The sequence below is a fragment of the Mycolicibacterium rhodesiae genome (genome assembly GCF_002086695.1).
GTDB classification, from domain to species: Bacteria; Actinomycetota; Actinomycetes; order Mycobacteriales; family Mycobacteriaceae; genus Mycobacterium; species Mycobacterium rhodesiae.
Map to the genome: position 1 here is coordinate 14475 of NZ_MVIH01000021.1, position 21006 is coordinate 35480.

General features: G+C 66.1%; 24 protein-coding genes and 1 tRNA gene. 8 read left to right on the forward strand and 17 right to left on the reverse strand.

Annotated features, from left to right (window positions below; genetic code table 11):
* Window positions 1-10: 10 nt before the first annotated feature.
* Genes BST42_RS25985 through BST42_RS26015 form a run of 7 tightly spaced genes read right to left on the reverse strand, consistent with a single transcriptional unit; the run spans window position 11 to window position 7088 of the window.
* On the reverse strand, window positions 11-760 hold the full coding sequence (locus BST42_RS25985) for an SDR family NAD(P)-dependent oxidoreductase (RefSeq protein WP_083122588.1): 750 nt from the start codon (window positions 758-760) through the stop codon (window positions 11-13).
* Window positions 757-1959: an alkyl sulfatase dimerization domain-containing protein gene (locus tag BST42_RS25990; RefSeq protein WP_083122639.1), complete on the reverse strand. Its 1203-nt coding sequence runs from the start codon at window positions 1957-1959 to the stop codon at window positions 757-759. The genes BST42_RS25985 and BST42_RS25990 overlap by 4 nt, the downstream gene beginning before the upstream one ends.
* 48 nt (window positions 1960-2007) lie before the next feature.
* Entirely contained in the window at window positions 2008-3276 is a 1269-nt protein-coding gene (locus tag BST42_RS25995) for a sulfotransferase family protein (protein ID WP_083122640.1), read from the reverse strand.
* A 57-nt stretch (window positions 3277-3333) separates the two neighbouring features.
* Window positions 3334-3738 (reverse strand): RidA family protein, encoded by a 405-nt coding sequence (locus tag BST42_RS26000; protein ID WP_083122589.1) that lies wholly within the window; start codon window positions 3736-3738, stop codon window positions 3334-3336.
* Window positions 3735-4769 carry an acetamidase/formamidase family protein gene (locus BST42_RS26005; RefSeq protein ID WP_083122590.1) on the reverse strand — a complete coding sequence of 345 codons (1035 nt, stop codon included), beginning with the start codon at window positions 4767-4769 and terminating at the stop codon, window positions 3735-3737. The genes BST42_RS26000 and BST42_RS26005 overlap by 4 nt, the downstream gene beginning before the upstream one ends.
* Before the next feature lie 47 nt (window positions 4770-4816).
* Complete coding sequence (locus BST42_RS26010) at window positions 4817-5482, reverse strand: response regulator (protein WP_083122591.1); 666 nt, start codon at window positions 5480-5482, stop codon at window positions 4817-4819.
* Complete coding sequence (locus BST42_RS26015; protein WP_083122592.1) at window positions 5475-7088, reverse strand: sensor histidine kinase; 1614 nt, start codon at window positions 7086-7088, stop codon at window positions 5475-5477. Before BST42_RS26015 ends, BST42_RS26010 begins: the two co-directional genes overlap by 8 nt.
* Before the next feature lie 102 nt (window positions 7089-7190).
* Between BST42_RS26015 and BST42_RS26020 the strand changes: the two genes are divergently transcribed.
* The 5 genes from BST42_RS26020 to BST42_RS26040 are packed head-to-tail and all read left to right on the forward strand — an operon-like array spanning window position 7191 to window position 11637.
* Window positions 7191-8180, forward strand: a complete 990-nt coding sequence (locus tag BST42_RS26020) for a Bug family tripartite tricarboxylate transporter substrate binding protein (RefSeq protein ID WP_083122593.1) — start codon at window positions 7191-7193, stop codon at window positions 8178-8180.
* Window positions 8177-8701, forward strand: coding sequence for a tripartite tricarboxylate transporter TctB family protein (locus BST42_RS26025; RefSeq protein ID WP_083122594.1), 525 nt, complete (start codon window positions 8177-8179; stop codon window positions 8699-8701). Before BST42_RS26020 ends, BST42_RS26025 begins: the two co-directional genes overlap by 4 nt.
* Entirely contained in the window at window positions 8702-10243 is a 1542-nt protein-coding gene (locus tag BST42_RS26030) for a tripartite tricarboxylate transporter permease (RefSeq protein ID WP_083122595.1), read from the forward strand. It abuts the gene before it with no gap.
* Window positions 10240-10626, forward strand: a complete 387-nt coding sequence (locus BST42_RS26035) for a universal stress protein (RefSeq protein WP_083122596.1) — start codon at window positions 10240-10242, stop codon at window positions 10624-10626. Before BST42_RS26030 ends, BST42_RS26035 begins: the two co-directional genes overlap by 4 nt.
* A gap of 18 nt (window positions 10627-10644) precedes the next feature.
* Window positions 10645-11637 (forward strand): TerC family protein, encoded by a 993-nt coding sequence (locus BST42_RS26040; RefSeq protein ID WP_083122641.1) that lies wholly within the window; start codon window positions 10645-10647, stop codon window positions 11635-11637.
* Between the two features lie 2 nt (window positions 11638-11639).
* Here the strand turns inward: BST42_RS26040 and BST42_RS26045 are convergent, their stop codons facing one another.
* From BST42_RS26045 to BST42_RS26065, 5 genes are all read right to left on the reverse strand, one after another.
* Window positions 11640-12167 carry a hypothetical protein gene (locus tag BST42_RS26045; RefSeq protein WP_083122597.1) on the reverse strand — a complete coding sequence of 176 codons (528 nt, stop codon included), beginning with the start codon at window positions 12165-12167 and terminating at the stop codon, window positions 11640-11642.
* A 1-nt stretch (window position 12168) separates the two neighbouring features.
* Window positions 12169-13506, reverse strand: coding sequence for a molybdopterin-dependent oxidoreductase (locus BST42_RS26050; protein ID WP_083122598.1), 1338 nt, complete (start codon window positions 13504-13506; stop codon window positions 12169-12171).
* A 5-nt stretch (window positions 13507-13511) separates the two neighbouring features.
* Window positions 13512-13820: a hypothetical protein gene (locus BST42_RS26055; protein ID WP_133057514.1), complete on the reverse strand. Its 309-nt coding sequence runs from the start codon at window positions 13818-13820 to the stop codon at window positions 13512-13514.
* A gap of 105 nt (window positions 13821-13925) precedes the next feature.
* The gene (locus BST42_RS26060) at window positions 13926-14165 is read right to left on the reverse strand and encodes an anti-sigma factor family protein (protein WP_207569580.1); all 240 of its coding nucleotides are present in this window, start codon (window positions 14163-14165) and stop codon (window positions 13926-13928) included.
* Complete coding sequence (locus BST42_RS26065) at window positions 14162-14797, reverse strand: RNA polymerase sigma factor (RefSeq protein WP_083122600.1); 636 nt, start codon at window positions 14795-14797, stop codon at window positions 14162-14164. The genes BST42_RS26060 and BST42_RS26065 overlap by 4 nt, the downstream gene beginning before the upstream one ends.
* A 181-nt stretch (window positions 14798-14978) precedes the next feature.
* Here BST42_RS26065 and BST42_RS26070 point away from each other — a divergent pair, with 181 nt between their 5' ends.
* Window positions 14979-15488, forward strand: coding sequence for a YkgB family protein (locus BST42_RS26070; protein WP_083122601.1), 510 nt, complete (start codon window positions 14979-14981; stop codon window positions 15486-15488).
* Here the strand turns inward: BST42_RS26070 and BST42_RS26075 are convergent.
* Window positions 15464-16351: a LysR family transcriptional regulator gene (locus BST42_RS26075; RefSeq protein WP_083122602.1), complete on the reverse strand. Its 888-nt coding sequence runs from the start codon at window positions 16349-16351 to the stop codon at window positions 15464-15466. The two genes, BST42_RS26070 and BST42_RS26075, sit on opposite strands and share 25 nt — an antisense overlap.
* A 104-nt stretch (window positions 16352-16455) precedes the next feature.
* Here BST42_RS26075 and BST42_RS26080 point away from each other — a divergent pair, with 104 nt between their 5' ends.
* Window positions 16456-17124: an O-methyltransferase gene (locus tag BST42_RS26080; RefSeq protein WP_083122603.1), complete on the forward strand. Its 669-nt coding sequence runs from the start codon at window positions 16456-16458 to the stop codon at window positions 17122-17124.
* 5 nt (window positions 17125-17129) lie between these two features.
* On the opposite strand, the gene BST42_RS26085 is transcribed toward BST42_RS26080, so the two are convergent.
* Window positions 17130-17951, reverse strand: coding sequence for an alpha/beta hydrolase (locus BST42_RS26085; RefSeq protein WP_083122643.1), 822 nt, complete (start codon window positions 17949-17951; stop codon window positions 17130-17132).
* 102 nt (window positions 17952-18053) lie between these two features.
* Window positions 18054-19082 (reverse strand): alpha/beta fold hydrolase, encoded by a 1029-nt coding sequence (locus tag BST42_RS26090; RefSeq protein ID WP_083122604.1) that lies wholly within the window; start codon window positions 19080-19082, stop codon window positions 18054-18056.
* An 82-nt stretch (window positions 19083-19164) separates the two neighbouring features.
* On the opposite strand from BST42_RS26090, the gene BST42_RS26095 reads away from it, so the two are divergent.
* The gene (locus tag BST42_RS26095; RefSeq protein WP_083122644.1) at window positions 19165-20109 is read left to right on the forward strand and encodes a LysR family transcriptional regulator; all 945 of its coding nucleotides are present in this window, start codon (window positions 19165-19167) and stop codon (window positions 20107-20109) included.
* Here BST42_RS26095 and BST42_RS26100 read toward each other — a convergent pair.
* Both BST42_RS26100 and BST42_RS26105 read right to left on the reverse strand, forming a co-directional pair.
* Window positions 20063-20148, reverse strand: a tRNA-Leu gene (locus tag BST42_RS26100). The genes BST42_RS26095 and BST42_RS26100 overlap by 47 nt on opposite strands.
* 62 nt (window positions 20149-20210) lie before the next feature.
* A complete protein-coding gene (locus tag BST42_RS26105; protein WP_083122605.1) occupies window positions 20211-20900 on the reverse strand; it encodes a sensor domain-containing protein in 690 nt (229 codons plus the stop codon).
* Window positions 20901-21006 lie beyond the last annotated feature (106 nt).

Consider the following 21006-nt stretch of genomic DNA (forward strand, 5'->3'; position numbering starts at 1 on the left):
AGGTGGGCGGCTACACGCAGTCCGAGGCGCCGTCGACGACCAGGACCGCGCCGTTGATGTAGCTGCTCTGGGCCGTGCACAGGAACGCGACGGCCGGTGCGACCTCGTCGACCCGGCCCATCCGTCCGGCCGGGATGTGTGCGATCTCGGTTGCCATGATCTCCGGGACGGCATGCATCGGCTCGGTCATCGCGGTCTCGATGGTGCCCGGCGCGATCGCGTTGACCCGGATCCCGTACTTCGCCCACTTGACCGCGAGGTTGCGGGTGATGTTGACGATCCCGGACTTGGCCGCACCGTAACCAGGAACCATCGTGACCGCACGCAGCGCCGACATCGAGGCGAGGTTGACCACGCTCGCCCCTCCCGCGGCGGTTGACGCCGTGAGTGCGCGACGCAACCCGACGGTGAGGCGGTAGGGCCCGGTGAGGTTCAGTGCGACGGAGGCGGCGAACCCGTCGGGGGCGGACTCGTCCAGACCGCCGGGGAAGTTGGCGCCGGCGTTGTTCACCAGCACGTCGAGCGCCGGGATGCTCTCGGCCAGGTTGTCGATGGATGCATTGTCGGTGAGCACAAGTTGCCGGTAGGTCATCCCGGACAGGTCGGTGTCATAGTCCGCGGCAGCGGATCTGGTACCGGTGGCGACGACGTCGGCCCCGGCATCGCGCAGGAGTATGGCGACGGCGTGCCCGATACCGCTGGTCGCTCCGGTGACCAGGGCGCGGGTTCCGGTGAAGTCGAAGCTCAGCTGGGCGGTCATGTGTACCTTTCGATCTGCTTGGTCAGCCAGGCGCTTTCCCAGAAGTTGATGCTGGCGGCCAGCAGCTGTTCGTGGGCGTCCTTGAGCACCGACCGCGCCGCGGCGTCATCGGGTGCGGTGTGGGTGACGAGTTCGGCCAAGTAGATGGCCTCCAGCGGACGGCCACCGGCGAGGTGAGCGCGAGCCCGTGCGGTCAGGGCCTCGGCGCCGGCGAGTTCCACGAGGTCCGCACTGACGGCCTCAGGCCCGGTCGGGTACAGCTCGGTGGTCGACCGGTGATGGAACCACCCGGAATAGTTCTCCCAGATCGCCCGCACATCCCAGGCCACCTTGCCGTAGCCCTGGCCGACCTCCAGGTGGGCGGGCAGCGTGATCTCGCGCATCAGGGTCCGGACGTCTTTACCGGCGTTCATCCCGGCCACCGTCTCGTCATGGAGGTACTGCACGGCATCGCGCAGCCGGGTCAACTCGGCGTCGATCAGATCGGCCCCACGGATGGGATTGAAATGTCCGGTGAGCAGCACCTCGGGTTGCAGTGATCGAACCCGCTCGACGGTGTCGATGACGGTCAGCGCATCCCGGTAGCGGTCACCACGAATGGTGACCAGATTGGGAATGTGGCCGAATACAGGTCCGAAGGTGTTGCTGCACAAGCAGATCCGCTCATCGGGGAGCCAGATCACCATCGAGTCGGTGGTTTCCCCGCCCGGAGTGGCGATCAGCTCGAAACGTCGGTCTCCGACAGTCAGCGACAACCGGTCGTCGACCACGATGTCGGCGGTGGCGCTGCTCTGCGCGGGGAGTTTCTTTCCGAACCGCTGCTGGATGTGCGTGATGCCGTCCGCGAGGCGACCAGAGAACGCGAACGCACTGCGATTGGCACGGTAGGGCAGCAGCCGCTCGTTGTCGTCGCGCCAGTGCTCCCAATTCGCCTGTGCCACAACCTTGGTGTCCGGATCGCGCAGAGTGTCCAGTCCACCGACGTGGTCGTAGTGGCCCTGGGTGATCAGGATGTAGCGCACCGGCGAGGAATCGACGGCGTCGAACACCGCGCGGTGCACCGGGCCCTCGAATCCCATCCCGGTGTTGACGACCACCCGGCCGTCGGAGGTGGTGAGCAGGTAGGCGTTGGTCAGTCCGGGTGAGCACCAGATCCCGGGCGCGACTTCCTCGGCATGTTCGGCGGCGGCAGGAGCCATGGCGTCGGCGCCGGGCCTGCTGCGGTAGACGGGTTCCACTACAGTTCCTCAGATCTCGGGGCGGACGTCGAAGCGGTCGAAGTAGAACGCGAACCGCGACCGCAGGTCAGCGGGCTCGACGCCGAAGTGTCGCCTCAGGTCGTAGGGGATGCGGCCCTTGGCGCCGCGGCGGTTGTCGTCGATGTAGGCGCCGAATCGCTTGGCCACCTTGGGCGGGATATCGATACCCGCTTGTTCGTAGAACGCGGCGAGGACCGGCATTTCGTTGCCGTTGAGGTGGTGGAAACCGATGTCGACGCTGCGCTCGGCAGGCACGAGATCCCGGTCGCGCACGCAGGCGGTCAGCAGGCGGTGGATTCGGTCGCTCCAATAGTCGACCAGCCAGTCCGGGTCGATGCTGGTGCGGCGCAATCGATCCGAGTACGCCATCATCGTGATCGCCGACTGGATCACTGCGACCGGGTCGCGATGGGTGAAGGCGACGGTGGCATCGGGAAAGGTGGTCATCAGCGGACCGAGCTGCTCGGCATGCTGTGGTGACTTCAGCACCCAGGTGCGTGGGCCGCGCAGGAAGGTCAGCGCCTGCAGGATCTTCTTCAGGTATGCGTAGTGGCTGACGTGGTCGAGGCCGAGGTAGAAGTCCCGCCAGCCCGGGACGCGGGCGTGCCATTCCAGGACGTAGCCGGCCATGTCGAGGTCGAGGAGTTCGACCTCCTCTTCGATCGCCTCGGGGAATCGGTCGTGCATCGCCGCGACGTACGGTGTGCTGGCCATCAGCGCCTCGTGCTCGGCCTTCACGCGGGTGTAGCGAGGGTCGACACCGAACACGTCGGGCCCCTGCCCGAGCGCGGGAATCGGATCCTCGGCCTCCCAGTACGGCAGGGCACGACGGCGCGGATCCTGGGCGATCAGGTTGACCAGGTGCGTGGTGCCCGAGCGCGGCATGCCGACCACGATCAGCGGCCGCTCGATGGGGATGGACTCGATCTCCGGGTAGCGCGTGAGCAGGTCGGTCAGCGACAGCCGGTTGCGAACCTTACGGATCACCCTGGCGCGCAGGCTGCTTCGGACCAGCTGGCGCAGCCCGGTGTCCGACTCGATGGCTGCCACGTGGGCGGTGAGCCGGTCGGCGAAACCGCCATCATCGGCCAGGTCATCGCTGCCGGCTTGCTGCACCGCTTCGGCGAGTATCTCGTCGATGTCGAAGGTGACGTGCTGTGACTCGGTGTAGTCGAGGATCTGGCGCTGGGTGTCGGTCAACACCGGGTCGGTCAAGTCGTCGAGGTTGAGGGCCTCCAGTGATGACCACGTCGCCATGACCACGCACCTTAATGCTCGGTGCGGCTCCCGGTCGCCGGTTCTCGCTGGCCGGGATCAGCCCCAGCCGTCGTCGCGCCAGCACACCCAGTCGATCTCGACGAGCGCGCCGACGGCAAGTCCGGTGGTGCCGACGCAGGTTCGGCTGGGCAGCCGGTCCGGGAACCACGGCGCGTAGGCGGCGTTGAATGCGGCGTAGTCGTCCCAGTCGAGCAGAAAGGCCCGCACCGAGACCACGTCGCCCAGACCTCCACCGCACAGTTCGGTGACGCGCAGCAAGTTGGTCAGCACCTGATCGGTTTGGGCCGCGACGCCCCCTCCGACCACCGTTCCGCTGGTGTCGGTCGGCATCTGGCCGGTGACGTAGAGGTTTTGGCCCGCGGCCGTCGCGTGGGCGAACGGGGCCACCGCGGGCGGCACGCCGTCGGCCGGGGTGAACGTGAACTCCCGAATACCGGTCATGCAGCGGGATTCTGCCACCGCGGGAAGCATCGCTTGTCGATTCGGCCGTGTACGCCCTGGCGCTGGTCGACCACCTGGGTCACGGTGAAGTCGACCGCCACCGACATGAACGAGTACGCGTCGGCGCGCGACAAGCCGAAGTGGCAACGCAGCAGTTGCAGTGTGCGCAGTGTCGCGCACTTCATCGCCGCGTCGAGGCTGTCCCCGAAGCCGTGCACCAGCAGCTCGGTCGCGGTTTCCAGGACCGGCACCGTGAACGGCAGATCGCGGCGAATCGTCAAGCGCAGCAATCCGTTCAGCGATGATTCCAGCGCGGTACCGCTGACTTCACCATCACCTTGTGAGACATGCGGGTCGCCGACCGAGAGCAGCGCACCGGGTACCTGAACGGGGTAGTACATCCGGCCGCCCGCGCCGATGCGCCAGTTGTCGACGTTGCCGCCGTGATCACCCGGTGGCACCGAGGAGACGCGCACCGGATCCGCCGGCGCCACACCCATGGTGCCGAAGTGCGGCCGCAGCGGAACGACGACTCCCGGCAGCGCAGGCTCGCGGGTCGCAGGATCGGGCGCCACGATCGTGCCCGGCTCGTTGGCCAGCGGGGTCGCGGTCCAGTCGTAGCCGAACAGTGCCCGTCCCAACAGTGCATGGGTGTCGAGTTCGTAGACGGTGACCCGCTCGACGGGGATCTCGTTGTAGAGGTAGCCCCAATGCCCGGCCAGGTTGGATCCGTAGGGCAGGCGCGGAGTGGCTTCCAGGATGTCGACCTGCAGCACGTCACCCGGTCGGGCGCCGGTGACGGCGATCGGACCGGTGAGGATGTGCGGTCCCGGCCCGCGGTCGTCGACCTCGGCGAATACCCGCGAAATGCCCTCGTCCATCAGCAGATCGGGGGCGTCGCCGGCATGATGGGTCAGCGTCTCGATCGCCACCAGGTCGCCGGATTCGACGGTCAATGCGGGGGCCTGCCGTGGGTCGAAGAAGCCCCACTGCACCGACTGCGCGGTCGCCGGGAGATGGTGGGATGCCATAAGCGTCAGATCATGCCAGCAGCCCGGCCCGGGCGCGCGTTGGAGAATTACACCGCGTGGTAGCGGCGCTCGGGCCGCCCCGCCCCGTACTGCAATCGCAGACCCACCGCACCGGTGGTGAGGAAGTGTTCGAGGTAGCGGCGCGCGCTGACCCTGGAGATGCCCACCAGGTCAGCGCATTCGGCCGCCGACAGCTCGTCGGCTCCGCGTACGGCGTCGAGGACCAGTCGCGCGGTTTCGGCGCCGAGCCCCTTGGGCATCGGCGGTGAGTCGCCCGATGTGTGGGCGTGTCCGAACAGGGTGTCGACGAAGTTCTGATCGATGCCACGGTCTGCGCCCAGCGCATCGGCGCGGGCGGCGAATGCCACCAATTTGGCTCTCAACTGCTCGAATTCGAAGGGCTTGATCAGATAGTCGGCCGCGCCGCCGTCCAGGGCGCCGCTCACGGTGTCCAATTCCCGTGCGGCGGTGATCATGATGACGCCCACCGGATCACCTTCGGCCCGCAATGTCTGCAGCACCTGCAGGCCGGTCATGTCGGGGAGGTAGACGTCGAGCAGGATCAGATCCGGGCGCACGATTCGGGCGGCATCCAGTGCGGCGGCGCCGGTATGGGCCACCTCGACGGTGTGGAATCCGTCGATGCGGTCGACGAAGCGACGATGGATGTCGGCGACCATGAAATCGTCGTCGACGACCAGCACCTCACGCATGACTCACCGACTCGATCCTCGGCAACCTGGCGACGAACAATGCGCCGCCACCGTCGGCGTCGTGTACCTCGGCGGTGCCGCCGTGCTGGGCGGCGATCAACCGCACCAGCGCAAGGCCGATCCCGCGACCGCCGGGGACATCGGGCTTCGACGTCACGCCCCTGGAGAAGATCTGGCTGCGTTGTGCTTGCGGCACACCGGGTCCGGAGTCGGCAACCTCGATGGTCAGGCCGTCGGCGTCATCGATTCTCACTTCGACGCGCGACGCGACAGTGCCCTCGGAGACGTCGACGGCGTTGTCGATCAGGTTGCCGAGCACAGTGATGACATCGGTTGCCAGTGCCGGGCTCAGCGCGCAAAGGTGCGAGTCGTCGGCCAACTGCAGCGCCACGCCGCTCTCGGCGGCCAATGTGGTCTTCGCTATCAGTAGCGCGGCCACGGCGGGATCCGAAATGCGCTGTGTCACAGCGGCATCGATCTCGGCACGGCGACGAGTCAACGCGCCCACCAGATCCCGTACCGAGTCGTACTCGCCAAGCTGGACCAGACCGGAGATGGTGTGCAGTTGGTTGGCGAATTCGTGGGTCTGCGCCCGGAGCGTGTCGGTCACGCTCTTGTGCGAGGACAACTGACCCTGCATGGACGCCAGCTCGGTGCTGTCGCGCATGGTGGTGACCGTACCGATGCGCTGACCCTGGCTGGTCGCCGCCCGCCGGTTGAGTGCCAGCACCCGATTCGGCGTGGCGATGACGACGTCGTGGCCGTCCTCGCCGGACACCAGGAAGTCGGCAACGGCCGGATCGATGCCTGCGTCGCGGACCCGGCGGTTGACCGCGTCGGCGCCGATCCCCAGCAATTCCTGGGCGCTGTCGTTGACCACGGTGATCACCCCGTCGGTGTTCACTCCGATCACACCTTCACGAATGCTGTGCAGCAACGCTTCTCGATGTTCGGCCAACCCGGCGATCTCGGCGACCTCCAGACCTCTGGTGTGCCGCTTGATCCGCCGCGACAACAACCACGAGGCGACCAGGCCCAGCGCCGCGCCCAGACCGAGGTACACCAGCAGCCGCTCGCCGGCACCGCTCAGCAGCTGCCAGACCGAGGGATAGGGCTCGCTGACCGACACCACCGACAGCACCGAACCGTCGGTGGACAGGATCGGCACCTGGCCGGTCAACGTGTGACGGCCGTCGATGTCGAGGTCGCCGAACCAGGCCCTGCCCTCGACGACCCGGCTGGGGCCGAAGTCCGCGGTGCGGCCCACCCGCGACGGATCGGTGGACACCCGCACCCGCCCGGAAGGGTCGATGATCTCGGCGAGTCCGGCACCGGACAGTGCGACCGCCCGGTCGACGTCGGGCGCGAGCACCTGGGCCGCGAAGGGATCGCCGTACCGGTCCCGCACGAGCGGTGTGGACGCCACATTCTCGGCGACGGCGATCATCCGCTGCCCGCGCACGTCGCGGAACTCCTTGGTCGACTGGGCGATCGACACCGCGCCGACGGCGACCAGCACGACCGCCACCACGAGCAGCTGGAAGGCGAGGAACTGGCCCGCGAGGCTACGGCCGCTACGTACCAGCGATGACCACAACGACCACAACTTCCTCTGCGTCCGAAAGAGTGACTGCCGTCACGTCCTCGACCAGTATTGCTGAACATCACATGTGGACGAACTCTTCCCATCAGGAAACGGGGTCGACGAATGGTGCGACGAAGCACGAAGCGGTTAGCGGCGATCGTCGCCGCACTGGCCGTGACGTTGCTGCTCGCCGGTTGCGGCGTGACGCGGGGCGACGACCCGTCCGGCCTGCACCGGCTGCGGATGATGGTGCCGAACAGCCCGGGTGGCGGCTATGACCTGACGGCGCGAACGGCCGTGAAGATCATGGAGGACCGCGACATCACCGGACGCGTCGAGGTGTTCAACGTCCTCGGCGCAGGCGGCACGGTTGCGATGGCCCGGCTGATGAACGAGCGGGGCAACAACGACCTGATGATGACGATGGGCCTGGGCGTCGTCGGCGCCACCTACACCAACGGGTCCAAGGTCAAGGCCTCCGACGCGACGGCGATCGCCAAATTGATCGAGGACCCCGGCGCGATCTTCGTGCCCGCCGATTCGCCGTTCAAGACAGTGCAGGACTTCGTCGCGGCCTGGAAGGCCGACCCGAGCACGATGACGATCGGCGGGGGATCCTCACCGGGCGGGCCCGATCACCTGTTCCCGATGGAAGTCGCCGAGAAGGTCGGCGTCGACCCGAAACAGGTCAACTTCATCACCTACGACGGCGGCGGAGACCTACTGACCGCGCTGCTCGGCAAGAAGATCACCGTGGGCACCTCCAGCCCGGGCGAGCTCATCGACCAGATCGAGGCGGGCCAGTTGCGGGTGCTCGCAGTGTCCAGCGAGCAGCGCGTCGAAGGCATCGATGCGCCGACGCTCAAGGAGGCCGGCATCGATCTGACCTTCGCCAACTGGCGTGGTGTCCTTGCGCCGCCGGGTATTTCGGACGGCGCCAAGAACGACATGGTCAAGGCGCTCGAAGAGATGCATGGCACTAAGGAATGGAAAGAGGCGTTGGCCAAGAACGGGTGGACGGACGCCTTCGTGACCGGCGCGCAGTTCGAACAATTTCTCAAAGACCAGGACAACCGGGTCGCGTCGACGCTGACCGAATTGGGGCTGCTGTGAGCATCGATGAGAAGCAATCACCGGAATCGACGGCCCGCAGCGTCGATTATGCGCAGTACATCGTGGTCGCCGTGCTGGCGCTCGTCGGCGGATTCCTGGTCTACAGCGGCATGACCCTGGACGAGGGTTTCGCCAAGGTGGATCCCGTCGGGCCCAAGTTCTTTCCGTTGGTCATCGGTGTGGCTGCACTGGTGCTCGCGGTGGTCCTGGCCGTCGCCATCCCGCGCGGCAGCAAGGGCGAAGCCGACGCCGGTGAGGACATCGATCCCGAAGCGCCGGGGGACTGGCGGACCGTCGGACTGCTCATCGCGCTGTTCGTCGCGATGATCCTGTTGGTCAACCCGGTGGGTTGGGTGATCACCAGCGCGCTGTTCTTCGCCGGTGCGGCAACGATTCTGGGTGCCAAGCACTACGTGCGCAACATCGTCATCGGTGTCGTGCTCGCACTGGCCAGCTTCTATGCGTTCTACTCCGGGCTCGGAATCCCGCTGCCCGCAGGCATCTTGGACGGGATTCTGTAGATGGACAACGTCAACTGGCTGCTACAGGGGTTCGCCGAGGCGGCGACCCCGATGAACCTGCTCTACGCCGTGATCGGGGTGCTGCTGGGCACCGCGGTCGGGGTGCTACCGGGCATCGGACCCGCGATGACGGTGGCACTGCTGCTGCCCATCACCTACAACGTGAGCCCCAGTGCGGCGTTCATCATGTTCGCCGGGATCTTCTACGGCGGTATGTACGGCGGATCCACCACGTCGATCCTGCTGAACACACCGGGGGAGTCGTCGTCGGTGATCACCGCCATCGAGGGCAACAAGATGGCGAAAGCGGGCCGGGCCGCGCAGGCACTGGCCACCGCGGCCATCGGCTCGTTCGTCGCCGGGACCATCGGCACGGTGTTGCTGGCCGCGTTCGCGCCCGCGATCTCGCGGTTCGCCGTGACCCTCGGGGCGCCGTCGTACCTGGCGATCATGCTCTTCGCGCTGGTGGCGGTGACCGCGGTATTGGGTTCATCGAAGTTGCGCGGGGCCATCTCGCTGGTGCTCGGCCTGGCGATCGGCATCGTCGGCATCGACTTCCTGACCGGGCAGCCGCGGGCCACGTTCGGTATTCCGCAGCTGTCCGACGGCATCGACATCGTGGTGATCGCCGTTGCGATTTTCGCTGTGGGAGAGGCACTCTGGGTGGCCGCGCATCTGCGGCGCAGGCCTGCCGACGTCATCCCGGTCGGGCGGCCGTGGATGGGCCGGGACGACTGGCGTCGGTCCTGGAAGCCGTGGCTGCGCGGCACCGCGTTCGGGTTCCCGTTCGGTGCGTTGCCCGCCGGCGGTGCCGAGTTGCCCACGTTCTTGAGCTACATCACCGAGAAGAAGCTCTCCAAGCATCCGGAGGAGTTCGGCCGGGGCGCCATCGAAGGGGTGGCCGGACCCGAGGCTGCCAACAATGCCTCGGCCGCAGGCACTCTGGTGCCGATGCTGTCGTTGGGCCTGCCGACCAACGCCACCGCAGCGGTGATGCTCACCGCCTTCGTCTCCTACGGGATTCAGCCCGGGCCAACGCTGTTCAGCAAAGAGCCGCTGCTGATCTGGACGCTGATCGCCAGCCTGTTCATCGGCAACTTCCTGCTGTTGGTGCTCAACCTGCCGCTGGCGCCGCTGTGGGCCAAGTTGCTGCGCACGCCGCGGCCCTACCTGTATGCCGGCATCCTGTTCTTCGCCACCCTCGGGGCGTTCGCGGTGAACATCCAGCCGCTGGATCTGGCATTGCTGCTGCTGTTCGGTGTGCTCGGCCTGATGATGCGCCGGTTCGGGCTTCCGGTGCTGCCGCTGATCATCGGCGTCATCCTGGGTCCGCGCATCGAACGTCAACTGCGCCAGAGCCTGCAGCTCGGCGGCGGCGACTGGTCGAGTCTGTTCACCGAACCGGTCGCGATCGTGACCTACGTGTGCATGGCCGTGCTGCTGATCATCCCGTTGGTATTGCGGCTGCTGCACCGCAACGAGGAGACACTGCTGGTCGTCGAGGATGACAAGGATCAGAGAGAGAAGGCGCAGACGTCATGATCGTCGTGGGATACACCAACGACCAGTACGGCCGGGCGGCGGTCGACGCCGGCATCGCCGAGGCCACCCTGCGCAACACCGACCTTCTGGTGGTCAACTCGACGCCGGGGGACTCCTACGTCGACGCAGCGTTCGCCCAGCCCGGCCAGGTGCGCACCATTACCGAGCACCTGCGCGAATGCGGGGTGCGCTACGAGCTGTCCCAGCCGGTCGGGGTGTACGCCGCGGACGCGCTGCTGCAGGCGATGGAGCGCCCCGAAGCCGAGCTGCTGGTGATCGGCCTGCGGCACCGCAATCCTGTCGGCAAACTGCTTCTGGGCAGCGTCGCGCAACAAGTGCTGATGGAATGCCCTAAACCTGTGCTCGCGGTGAAGGCTGGCTAATACCGAATAATGGATGTCATGGACATCAGCGGATCGGTCTGGTTCATCACGTGCGCAGTCATCCTCGGACTGTTCGTGTTCGACTTCTTCGCCCACGTGCGGGTGCCGCACGAACCCACGTTCAAAGAGTCCGCGATCTGGTCGTCGGTGTACATCGGCCTGGCGGTGGCGTTCGGATTCGTCGTGTGGTGGCTATGGGGCGGGACGTTCGCCGGCGAGTACTTCGCCGGGTACGTCACCGAGAAGGCGCTGTCCGTCGACAACCTGTTCGTGTTCACGGTCATCATGGGCACGTTCGCGGTGCCGCGGGAATTCCAGCAGAAGCTGCTGCTGATCGGAATCGTGCTGGCGTTGGTGATGCGCGCCGGGTTCATTGCCGTCGGCGCCGCGGCCATCAGCACGTTCAGCTGGGTGTTCTACCTCTTCGGGCTGTTCCTGGTGCTCACCGCGATCAAGCTCGCGAAGGAGGCGGGGCACGAGAAGGAGGTCGAGGAGAAGCGCGACAGCCGGATCATCGCCCTGGTGCGCCGTCTCGTCCCGACGACCGACACCTACGACGGCGACAAGTTTCTCACCAAGGTCGACGGTAGCCGCGCCGTCACACCGATGTTGTTGGCGCTCATTGCAATCGGATTCACCGACGTGCTGTTCGCTCTCGACTCGATCCCGGCGATCTACGGGCTGACCGAGCAGCCCTACATCGTGTTCACCGCCAACGCCTTCGCGTTGATGGGGCTGCGACAGCTGTACTTCCTGATCGGTGGTCTGCTGGATCGCCTGATCTACCTGTCCTACGGGCTGGCGCTCATCCTTGCGTTCATCGGCGTCAAGCTCGTACTGCACGCCTTGCACGAGAACAGCCTCCCGTTCATCAACGGCGGCGAACACGTTGCGGTCCCGGAGATCTCGACGGGCATGTCGATCGGCGTGATCGGCGTGGTGCTGCTGGTGACGACGGTGGCGAGCCTGGCCAAGACGCGGGGCCACGCAGCATCGCCTGATTCCGTGTAGGTCTAGCTCGCCGGGTGGGTGTGCACAGTCGACTTCATCGCCACGCCTGCCAGCCGGATCGCATAGGCGACCGCGCTTGCTCCGAACAGTGCCGCCGTCAGCAGAAGCCAGCGTCCCAGATACGGGTCCTGGGTCAATCCGGTGGCCGCGTGAAAGTTCACCGCGCCCTGCTCGATGATGCCGGGCAGGAAGACGAGCAATGTGAGTGTCGCACCCAGCAGTGGCACCCGTACGTAGTTGATCAGTGGCACACGGGTCTTGGTGGTGATGGTGGTAGGGCGGCGCCGGAGCGCAGCCACCAGCACACGATCGACGAGCGAATAGACGGGGAACAAGATGAGATCGTGAGCGATGATGGCCGCCGCGAACCACACCCCGATCGACTGCCACCACGTGGTGGGGTTCCACAGCTGGTCAGGACCCAGAGTGACGAGAGCATAAGTGAACAAGGCGAACCCGGCCGTCAACGTGAGCAGGTGAAACGGATGCGAGCCATAGACGTCGCGGAACACCGACGGTGCTGAGGCCATTTCACACCGTCCTGAAATCGATCGACGTGACCCACTTGGTGCTGTGCACACCGGGCAGCGCCGGCACGATGATGCGCGCGGGGAACCCGTGATCGGGGGACAGGTCGGCATCGTTGACCTTCAACGCCAGCAGGGCGTCCTGATGCGTTACCTGATTTCCTTGCAGCGTCGCCTGATTGAAGCCATACCGCTCGATGGAGCGGACGTAGGCCGAGCTGGGATTGGGTACTCCGGCCAACATGGCCAGATTACGTAGCGGTACGCCCGTCCAGCTCTGAGTGCTCGACCATCCCTCCACACAGGCGATCGGCAAGGTGGCGGTGTGCTGCGTCATTGCCAGCAGCGCCGCACGATCGAGCACCACGGCTCGCGGTCCACCGCTCAAGGTCAACCGCCAGACGTCACCGGTGGCGCGTGGATCGATGAGCGATGCCGCGAAAGTCTTGTTCACTTCGAAGTCGTTGGGTCCGTTGCCCAGGTCGCGGCCACGCGGCAGGAGGAGCGCTGCGTACCGCGCGATTCCTCCGATCGTCTGCCCCGCGGTGAGAACCGCCATGAACACCGAACCTGCGCCGACGAGAAGGAGCGCACCACGCCGGCTCACCGTCGCGGGCGCGGGTTCAACGGCGACCAACCCGTCAGGGTCCGCCGGCTCCGGAAGGGTTTCCGCCGCCGAGGTCCTCAACACCTGGCGAAACGGCAGTGACCGCAGGCCGGTTCGCATCTTCGGGATCTTGATGGCGATGTGGACGAGGAACCCCGCGATGAACACCCAGGCGCCGAAGTAGTGCGCAGTGTAGAAACTGAATCCAAAGATGTAGTCGTACTGGATGTTCAGTACCCCGGTCACGATTTCGAAGAGGATGCCGCCGACCAGCATGATCAGCGAGACACGTTCGATGAGTTGCGCGAGCGACCGCGAGGGCGGCCAGGAGAAGAAGCGTGGGATGACCGACCACAACTTCGCCAGGACGACCGGGATCAGAATCAGGCCCAGCCCCACATGGAGACCCTGCGTGAGCCGATACAACCAGGACGGGTCGGTCGGCCAGTTGAACGTCGGGAGCTTCAGCAACCCCACATCGGCTGGGATCGCCTGTCCGAACTGGGGGCCGTACGCGATGTACGAGAGCAAGCCGGTGATGACGACAACGGGCAGCGTGATCAGCAGCACCAGGCCGAATACCGAGGTCAACCAGGGCCCGCGCAACGGGCTTCGCCAGCGGCGGAGATGGTCGGCCCCGGGAGGCGGATGCTTATCCACGTTGCGCCACAGTATCTTTGGGAAGCCGTAACCGCCCGTGTCGGCGGGCGGTTCGCCGCGGTCGTCGCTGTCCATGTGGACTAGTTGCCGATCGGGCAGGAGAGGTCTACGTAGACGACACCGGCATTGCCCGGATCCATTCGCATCATGAGGGAGCCGTCGGCCATCATCATGACCGTCAGGCCGTGCACGCCGTTGACCGTACAGCGGGACAGCGGCATGGTCGTCGACGGTCCATTGAATTGCACGGTGTAGCCCTGGTCTTGCAGAGCTTTGACAACGTCTGCCGCCGATCCGCTGTTGATCGGGATGGCCGTCGCGACACCGGCAGTGCATAGGCCGACGCCCGCGGCGAGGCCCATCGCGGCAGCGAACAGGGTGATCTTCACAGGGAGTTCCTCCGGGTCGTGCGCCATGTCTGGTGAGGCGCGCTGGGTGGTACGACCTTGAGTGATGAGGACAGTCGGATGCGTTACAGCCGTGCGCGGGAGCGGTCAGCTCCAGTCACGGAATGCGTTGAGCAACCTGACGCGGAACTCGGGATCGACCTGTTCCTGGCTGATTCGGCCGACCGTCTCAATCGTGACCCGGAATTGCTGCAGATAGTTCTCGCACCCGTCGCAGTCGAGCAGGTGCATGTCGAAGCGCGCCCTTGCCGCTGGGTCCAGTGATCCGTCGAGGTATGCGGTGACGAGTTCGACCAACTCGGTGCAGTCCATGCCCCTGGTGTTCATCGTGCCTCCCGCACGTAGTCTTCGAGCGCCTGCCTGATCGCGGCACGGCCGCGGTGCAGCAGTACACGCTGGTTGGCCACACTCAGGTCCAGTAATTCGCACACCTCAGCGGAGCCGAATCCCAGCAGATCTCGCAGGCTGACGACCATACGTTGCCGCTCCGGGAGCTTGTCCAATTCGCGACGTGCGAGATCGAGGAACTCCGCTCCCAACACGGTGCCCTCGGGGGTGTCGGGGAATGGGACCGGGGCGCGGTCGTCCTTCCAATGTCCGGGCCACTCCGAGTCGCCCGGCGGGCGGAATCTATCCGGGTCGACGGTGCCTCCCGCCGCGGCCAGTTCGGCATCGGCGTCACGTCGGTCTCGGAGGCCGCGGGTCTTGGCGATGTTGATCATCACCGTGAAAAGCCAAGTGCGAAGCGATGATCGGCCTTCGAATTTCTCTATGCCTTTCATCAACGCGATCCAGGTCTCCTGGACCACCTCTTCGGCCGATTCGTGGGTGCGGACGTAGCCGCGTGCCACCCGCAGCAGCGCGGGGGTGTAGCGGTCGACCAACCGGGCGAAGGACAACTCGTCCCCGGCACGCAGTGCTGCGACGAGCGCTGTCTCGTCGTCTTCCGTCTCGACCATCGAGACGGAATGTTATCCGCTCAGCGGTAGTCGTATTCGGGGTCACCCATCGGGCCTGCTCCTTCCGTCTGCTGTTTGTGCAGTGGTCTGACCCGTCGAAACCGTTACGCCGTTGTGCGGATGTAACGCGCCGTGCCTTCGGCGGCACCAATCCGTCGAACAGACGACGAAAGGTTCCACGATGACCGCTTTCCAAGCACCACCGCACGTTCACATAACCGACACGGCCGCAACCACAGTCGGCTCACTGGCAGCGCGCTATGGACTCGTGATTGTGATCGCGTGGATCGGCGCGCTGAAGTTCACCGACTACGAAGCGCACGGCATCCAGCCCCTGGTGGCCAACAGCCCGATCATGAGTTGGGTGTACGGGATCTTTTCGGTGACGGCGTTCTCGACAGCGCTGGGTGTCGTCGAACTGGCCACGGCGCTGCTGCTCGCAGTCGCGCCGTGGTGGCCGAGGATCTCGATTCTGGGAAGTGTCGCGGCGATCGGACTCTTCCTCGCCACGCTCAGCTTCCTGGTCACCACACCCGGTATCGGCGAAGAGTCCGCCGGTGGCTTTCCGGCGCTGTCGTCCACCGGCCAGTTCTTGGTGAAGGACATCGCCCTTCTCGGGCTGGCGGTGTGGACGACGAGCGATGCGTTGAGCGCGATCCGCCGCGGTCAGAGCGCCTCCCGTACACACTGACGGAGCCAGCGGTGCGCGCCGTCGGCGTCGTGACGGGGATGCCAGGCCATGCTGATCGTCAACGGCGGCAGGTCGAGCGGGATGGCAAAGCTCTTGAGGTTCAGCGCTTCCATGGCATAGCGGCCCAGTCCGGCCGCCATCATTGCGACCAGGTCGCTACTGCGAACCAGGAATAACCCGCCGGCGGGGGTGGGTGCGCATACGACGACGCGGCGTTGCAGACCGTGCTCGGCGAGCAGGTCGTCGACCGGCCCGCGGAGTCGTCCCCGGCGGGAGAACACCACGTGCTCGGCGTCGGCAAAGCGTTTGACGGTGACCCGCTGCTTCAGCAGCGGATGTCCCGCGCGGGCGACGCCGACCATTCGGTCGGTGATCAGTTCCTCGACGCGGATCTCCGGGTCAAGGTGACTTGTCTGGCCCACTTCGAGGTCGACGCCGCCGTCGCGCAGCGAGTGCGTGTCCTCATGACTTTCGCCGACGAACCGCAGTGTCACACCGGGCGCTTCGGTGCGCACTCGCGCCAGCAACCGTTCGGCGACGGTGCTGAGCATGCCGATGTCGCCCATCTGCAATGAGAATGTGCGGGAGAGTCGACGCGGTTCGACGGTCTCGGGTGTGGCGAAAAGCGCTCGGGCGCGGGCGATCACATCATGGACCTCGGCCTGCATTGCCAGCGCGCGTGGTGTCGGCACCATCTGCCTGCCGGCTCGCACCAGCACCGGGTCGTCCAGCCTGCGCCGCAACCGCCCCAGCGTGCGACTCATGGCGGGGGCCGATGTGTGCAGGCGCTCGGCGGCCAGACCGACGCTACGCAACTCGAGTAGTGCGTCGAGCGCCAGCAGCAGGTTCAGATCGAGGTCCATCGTTGATTCCACTTTGGATAACCCTTACCTATCAATGATGCACTGGAGGTAATTCAGGCTCAAGGATACGTTGGGGTCATCGATCTGATTGGAAGGAACCCACGATGACCAATTCTCTGACGAACACCCCGATTTCTGTTGTCCTGCAACGCCTCCTGTCGAGCGAGCAGGCCGGCGACGAAGCCGCCGTCGCAGCGGTTCTCGACGGGTCGAGCTCACCCTGGGATCTCGACGCCGGCCGGCGTGCCGAAATGTTCAAGGACGTCTACATGTCCGTATCCGGTGTCGGTGGCCAGCTGCTCTACCTGCTGGCCAGGGCTACCGGTGCGCGCAACGTGGTCGAGTACGGCACGTCGTTCGGCGTATCGACGATCCATCTCGCGAGTGCGGTCCGTGACAACGGCGGCGGCCTGGTGATCACCACGGAAATGCAGCAGGACAAGGCCGATGCCGCGTTGCGGAACTTCGCCGAGGCCGGCGTCGCAGACCTGATCGAACTGCGCCTCGGCGATGCCCGCGAGACATTGGTGGACCTGCCGCACGAACCGGATCTGGTGCTGCTGGACGGCTGGCCCGATCTTGCGATCGACGTCCTGCGCGTGCTCGAACCGAACCTGCGCGCCGGCACGCTGATCCTGGTTGACGATGTGACGGCGGATTTCGGCCGCGATGTCCATGGCGCACTGTTGGCCTACCTCGCTGACGAGGCGAACGGCTACGCGACGATGACGCTGCCGATCGCCGACGGCATCGCGGTGGCCGTCCGCCTGTAGGGCTGCTATGAGTCGACGGCGCGACGAACGTGCTCGACGATGTGGGCGTAGCTTCGCCGGGTGACGTCGGCGGCGTCGCTCATGATGTTGTAGCCGTGGTCGACGCCGGGCACCTCGTGGTACTCCGCCAGCGCGCCGACGGCGTCGAGGCGGGTGGCGTATCGGCGTGCTTCGTCCCGCAGGCGGTCGTGCTCGGCGGTGACGATCAGGGCAGGCGCGATACCCGCCAGCTCTGCGGCGTTGCCTTCCCATGCCGGGGAAGCCAACCGGTCGCGGCGTTGGGCTGGATCGGGGATGTACGCGGTGTCGAAGACCTCACCCATCCACGGCTTCATCACCGCGCGGGGGCCGAGCGCCGAGGGTTTGTCGCGGGTCGGCGTCACCAGATCCAACGGGGCGTAATGCAAGACCTGCAAAGCGATATCGGGTCCGCCGTTTTCGAGGGCCAGCCGTGCCACCGCGGCGCTGAGGCTGCCGCCCGCGCTCTGACCACCGACGCAGAGTCGGGTTCCGTCCCAGTCCCGACCGGGGTCGGCGGCCCAGCACGCGATGTCGTAGAGCTGGTGCGGGGCGGCGGGGAAGCGGTGGCCGGGCGCAAGCACATAGTCGGTGTTGATCACGACCGCGCCGGAGTTGGCAGCCAGATACCGGCACCACGGATCGTCCTGCTCCCGGTGTCCGACCACGAAGCCGCCGCCGTGGACATTGACGTACACCGCCGGCGACTCGGCGCCGGGCGATGGGTGATACACCGTGGCCGGTGTCGGCCCGTATCTGGTGGGAATCGTGATCTCCGAGGTGCGGCCTGCGATTTCCGGAAATCGCACCGCGGCCTTCGGGGCCGGATTGACCGCCGCGGCGAACACGCGCGCGAGCGTGTCGGCGACGAATGGAAGGGACAGCAGCGACATTCGACGATGGTCCTTGAGCTAGTGGGTGATCATGCCGTCGACATCGACGACGGCCGCGGCGAATTGCTCCGGCGCCTCCTGAGGGACATTGTGTCCGATCCGGTTCAGGACGCGGTGCTGGTATGGGCCGGTGTAGATGGCGCGATACGCAGTGCCGTCTTTGGCGGCGCCGTCGAAGTCGCTTGCGATGGTGATGGTGGGCGCCGTGATGCGGGGCTTGCCGGCAAGCCGTTGTTCGTCTGCGTCGTAACGGGATTCGCCTTGGGCAAGGCTGAGGCGCCAACGGTAGTTATGGATCACGATGTCGGCATGGTCCGGGTTGTCGAATGCCGCGGCCGACAGGTCGTAGGCGGCGTCGTCGAAATGCCACAGCGGTGATGCGCTGGACCAGATCAGCCGATTGAACGCCTTGGTGTTGCGTCGGTATCCGAGTTCGCCACGTGGCGTGGCGAAATAGTACTGATACCACCAACCGTGTGCGGCCTCGGGAGGCAGCGGTTCGCGGTTGGCGGCCAGATCGACGACGATGTAGCCGCTGACCGCGACGAGTCCGGCGACGCGCTGGGGCCACAGCGACGCGACGACGTTCGCGGTGCGACCGCCCCAGTCGTAGCCGCCGAGGATTGCGCGGTCGATGTGTAGCGCGTCCATCAGCGCGATCACATCGGCGCCCAGAGCGGCTTGCTGACCGTTGCGAAATGCGTCTGCCGACAAGAATCGGGTCGATCCGAAGCCGCGCAGATAGGGCACGATGACGCGGAACCCTTGGTCGGCAAGGATCGCCGAGACGTCGGCGTAGCTGTGGATGTCGTAGGGCCAGCCGTGCAGCAGGATCACCGGTCGTCCGTCGGCAGGCCCTGCCTCGGTGTAGCCGACGTCGAGCAGACCCGCCTTGATCTGCTTGATCGGACCGAGCGCGTGCCGCGGCGAGCCGGGTGGGCTGGCGTCGGTGCGTGCCGGCGTGGTGGTCGCACACGCCGAGAGCAGCGCCGCGCCCCCGGCGACTGCCGTCAGCCGGCCGAGGCTTCGTCTGCTGATGCCGTTCATGCCTCCAGTTCACGCCATCCGGGTCATCGCGTCCAACGATTTGTATTGATGTGTGTCATCTATAGAACCGATAGACTCGGGTATGGAATTGCGCCAGATCGAACATTTTGTGTTCGTTGCCGAAGAGCTGAGCTTCACCCGCGGGGCGCAACGGGCACACATCGTGCAGTCGGCGTTGTCGTCGTCGATCGCCCGGCTCGAACGTGAGCTGGACGTCCAGCTTTTCGACCGATCACGCCAGCGGATACGTCTCACCGCCGCCGGCGAACGCTTCCGATCACACGCTTACGACGTGTTGAAGACGAGCCGGCTCGCCGCCGAGTCGGTCGGCGAGTTCACCGGAAAGCTCTCGGGCATAGTCGAATTCGGGTCGCTGATCTCGTCGGGACCGGTGGATGTGGCGGCTGCTCTCGGGCGATTTCACCGCGCCCATCCGTTTGTGGGGCTGCGGTTGCGCCTGAGCCAGACCGGAGCCTCGTCGTACTTGTCGGCCCTTCTCGAGGGTTCATTGGACCTGGCCCTGGTGTCGGTTCCGGACCGTCACCCGCCTGCGCTGGCCATGCGGTTGCTGTTCGAGGAGCCAATGGTTTTCGTGTGCCGCACCGACCATGAACTGGCCGCACGGTCGCGCCTCGACCTTGCCGATGTAGCGACCGAGGACCTGGTCGGCTTCCCGCCGGGCTTCGGGCTACGAAGGCTCATGGACGACACATTGCACGCAGCCGGCGTCAGCGCGCGCACGCAGTACGAAGTGCCCGCCGGCTTCGCCGCGATTGCCGAACTGGTACGCAATGGTCTGGGTACTGCCTTCATGCCGTGTTCGGAGGCTCGCCGGGTGGATGGACTGGCGTCGATCGAGCTGACCGATCCTGTGGTGTGGCAGGTGTACCTGGCGTCTCGGCAGGCAGAGCACTTGGCGCCGGCAACCGCCGTGCTGGCGCAGACGCTTCTGGAGGCTGCCGCCGACATACGCAAAAAAGTGTCCGAGGGGGGACTTGAACCCCCACGCCCGTTAATAGGGCACTAGCACCTCAAGCTAGCGCGTCTGCCATTCCGCCACTCGGACCTTCCCCTGAAGACCAGCCCAGGGGCGCTTAAGGCTAACGGATCAGGTACCGCAGCCCCAAACTAGGCGCTCGGCAGCCGGCCGGCGATCTGGCCGGCGATCGCACTGGCCGCCGCCGTCGGCCCATCCAGGCTGCAGGCCTCCACGTCGACCGCAACATTGCTGTGCACCGTCAAGGCCCGCTGGCAGGCCCACCGCTGCGGGCTCTGCTGCACCCGCGAGACGGCAAGCACGCCGCGGTCTGTGCTGGTCTGCCCGACTGACCACACCTGGGGAGGCCCGATCGGCTGGGCGTAGTTCAGCTCCCGGTTCGAGCACTGCGCCCAGCCGCGCTGCGACGCCGTGAAGAAGTCCGACGCCGCCTGCGCGCTGGGGAACGAGACCACCGCCTGCACCGCGTAGTGCTCCCACGCCGGCGCTGTCGGCGCCTCGCGCAGTACCTGGCCGTGAATGGCAGTCGAGCCGGTGCTCGCATACACCCCCTGCTGCGCGGCACCGGCAATGGCCAGGCAGTTCACGTCGGCGAAGTGGGCGCTGTCGTTCCAGGCTTTGCTCACGTCGGTGGTGACGACGACGTCGTCGCTGGCCAGTGCCGCGCCGACGTCGGGCGCTGACAGCAGCAGCGCAGGCAGGGCGTCCGGGCTGGTCAGCGGCGCACGCTCGGCCGGCTGCGCGCTGCCTACGGTGACAGCCGAGCAGCCGCTGAGCGACAGGCACAGCAGCGCCGCGATCGCGGGCAGGCGGGGAGTCATCCGCTAAATCAAACCCTAAAGCGGCGTGTTGCGCGAGTGGTTCTTGGGAAACATGTGGTAGAGGCTGACCTCCGCACCCCCGGGTGCCCCGCGCCAGTGGTAGGAA

Coding starts and splice junctions, on each gene's coding strand:
- BST42_RS25985 (WP_083122588.1), bottom strand. CDS start 760: ATGACCGCCCAGCTGAGCTTCGACTTCACCGGAACCCGCGCCCTGGTC.
- BST42_RS25990 (WP_083122639.1), bottom strand. CDS start 1,959: ATGGCTCCTGCCGCCGCCGAACATGCCGAGGAAGTCGCGCCCGGGATC.
- BST42_RS25995 (WP_083122640.1), bottom strand. CDS start 3,276: ATGGCGACGTGGTCATCACTGGAGGCCCTCAACCTCGACGACTTGACC.
- BST42_RS26000 (WP_083122589.1), bottom strand. CDS start 3,738: ATGACCGGTATTCGGGAGTTCACGTTCACCCCGGCCGACGGCGTGCCG.
- BST42_RS26005 (WP_083122590.1), bottom strand. CDS start 4,769: ATGGCATCCCACCATCTCCCGGCGACCGCGCAGTCGGTGCAGTGGGGC.
- BST42_RS26010 (WP_083122591.1), bottom strand. CDS start 5,482: ATGCGTGAGGTGCTGGTCGTCGACGACGATTTCATGGTCGCCGACATC.
- BST42_RS26020 (WP_083122593.1), top strand. CDS start 7,191: ATGGTGCGACGAAGCACGAAGCGGTTAGCGGCGATCGTCGCCGCACTG.
- BST42_RS26030 (WP_083122595.1), top strand. CDS start 8,702: ATGGACAACGTCAACTGGCTGCTACAGGGGTTCGCCGAGGCGGCGACC.
- BST42_RS26035 (WP_083122596.1), top strand. CDS start 10,240: ATGATCGTCGTGGGATACACCAACGACCAGTACGGCCGGGCGGCGGTC.
- BST42_RS26040 (WP_083122641.1), top strand. CDS start 10,645: ATGGACATCAGCGGATCGGTCTGGTTCATCACGTGCGCAGTCATCCTC.
- BST42_RS26045 (WP_083122597.1), bottom strand. CDS start 12,167: ATGGCCTCAGCACCGTCGGTGTTCCGCGACGTCTATGGCTCGCATCCG.
- BST42_RS26050 (WP_083122598.1), bottom strand. CDS start 13,506: ATGGACAGCGACGACCGCGGCGAACCGCCCGCCGACACGGGCGGTTAC.
- BST42_RS26060 (WP_207569580.1), bottom strand. CDS start 14,165: ATGAACACCAGGGGCATGGACTGCACCGAGTTGGTCGAACTCGTCACC.
- BST42_RS26065 (WP_083122600.1), bottom strand. CDS start 14,797: ATGGTCGAGACGGAAGACGACGAGACAGCGCTCGTCGCAGCACTGCGT.
- BST42_RS26070 (WP_083122601.1), top strand. CDS start 14,979: ATGACCGCTTTCCAAGCACCACCGCACGTTCACATAACCGACACGGCC.
- BST42_RS26075 (WP_083122602.1), bottom strand. CDS start 16,351: ATGGACCTCGATCTGAACCTGCTGCTGGCGCTCGACGCACTACTCGAG.
- BST42_RS26080 (WP_083122603.1), top strand. CDS start 16,456: ATGACCAATTCTCTGACGAACACCCCGATTTCTGTTGTCCTGCAACGC.
- BST42_RS26090 (WP_083122604.1), bottom strand. CDS start 19,082: ATGAACGGCATCAGCAGACGAAGCCTCGGCCGGCTGACGGCAGTCGCC.
- BST42_RS26095 (WP_083122644.1), top strand. CDS start 19,165: ATGGAATTGCGCCAGATCGAACATTTTGTGTTCGTTGCCGAAGAGCTG.
- BST42_RS26105 (WP_083122605.1), bottom strand. CDS start 20,900: ATGACTCCCCGCCTGCCCGCGATCGCGGCGCTGCTGTGCCTGTCGCTC.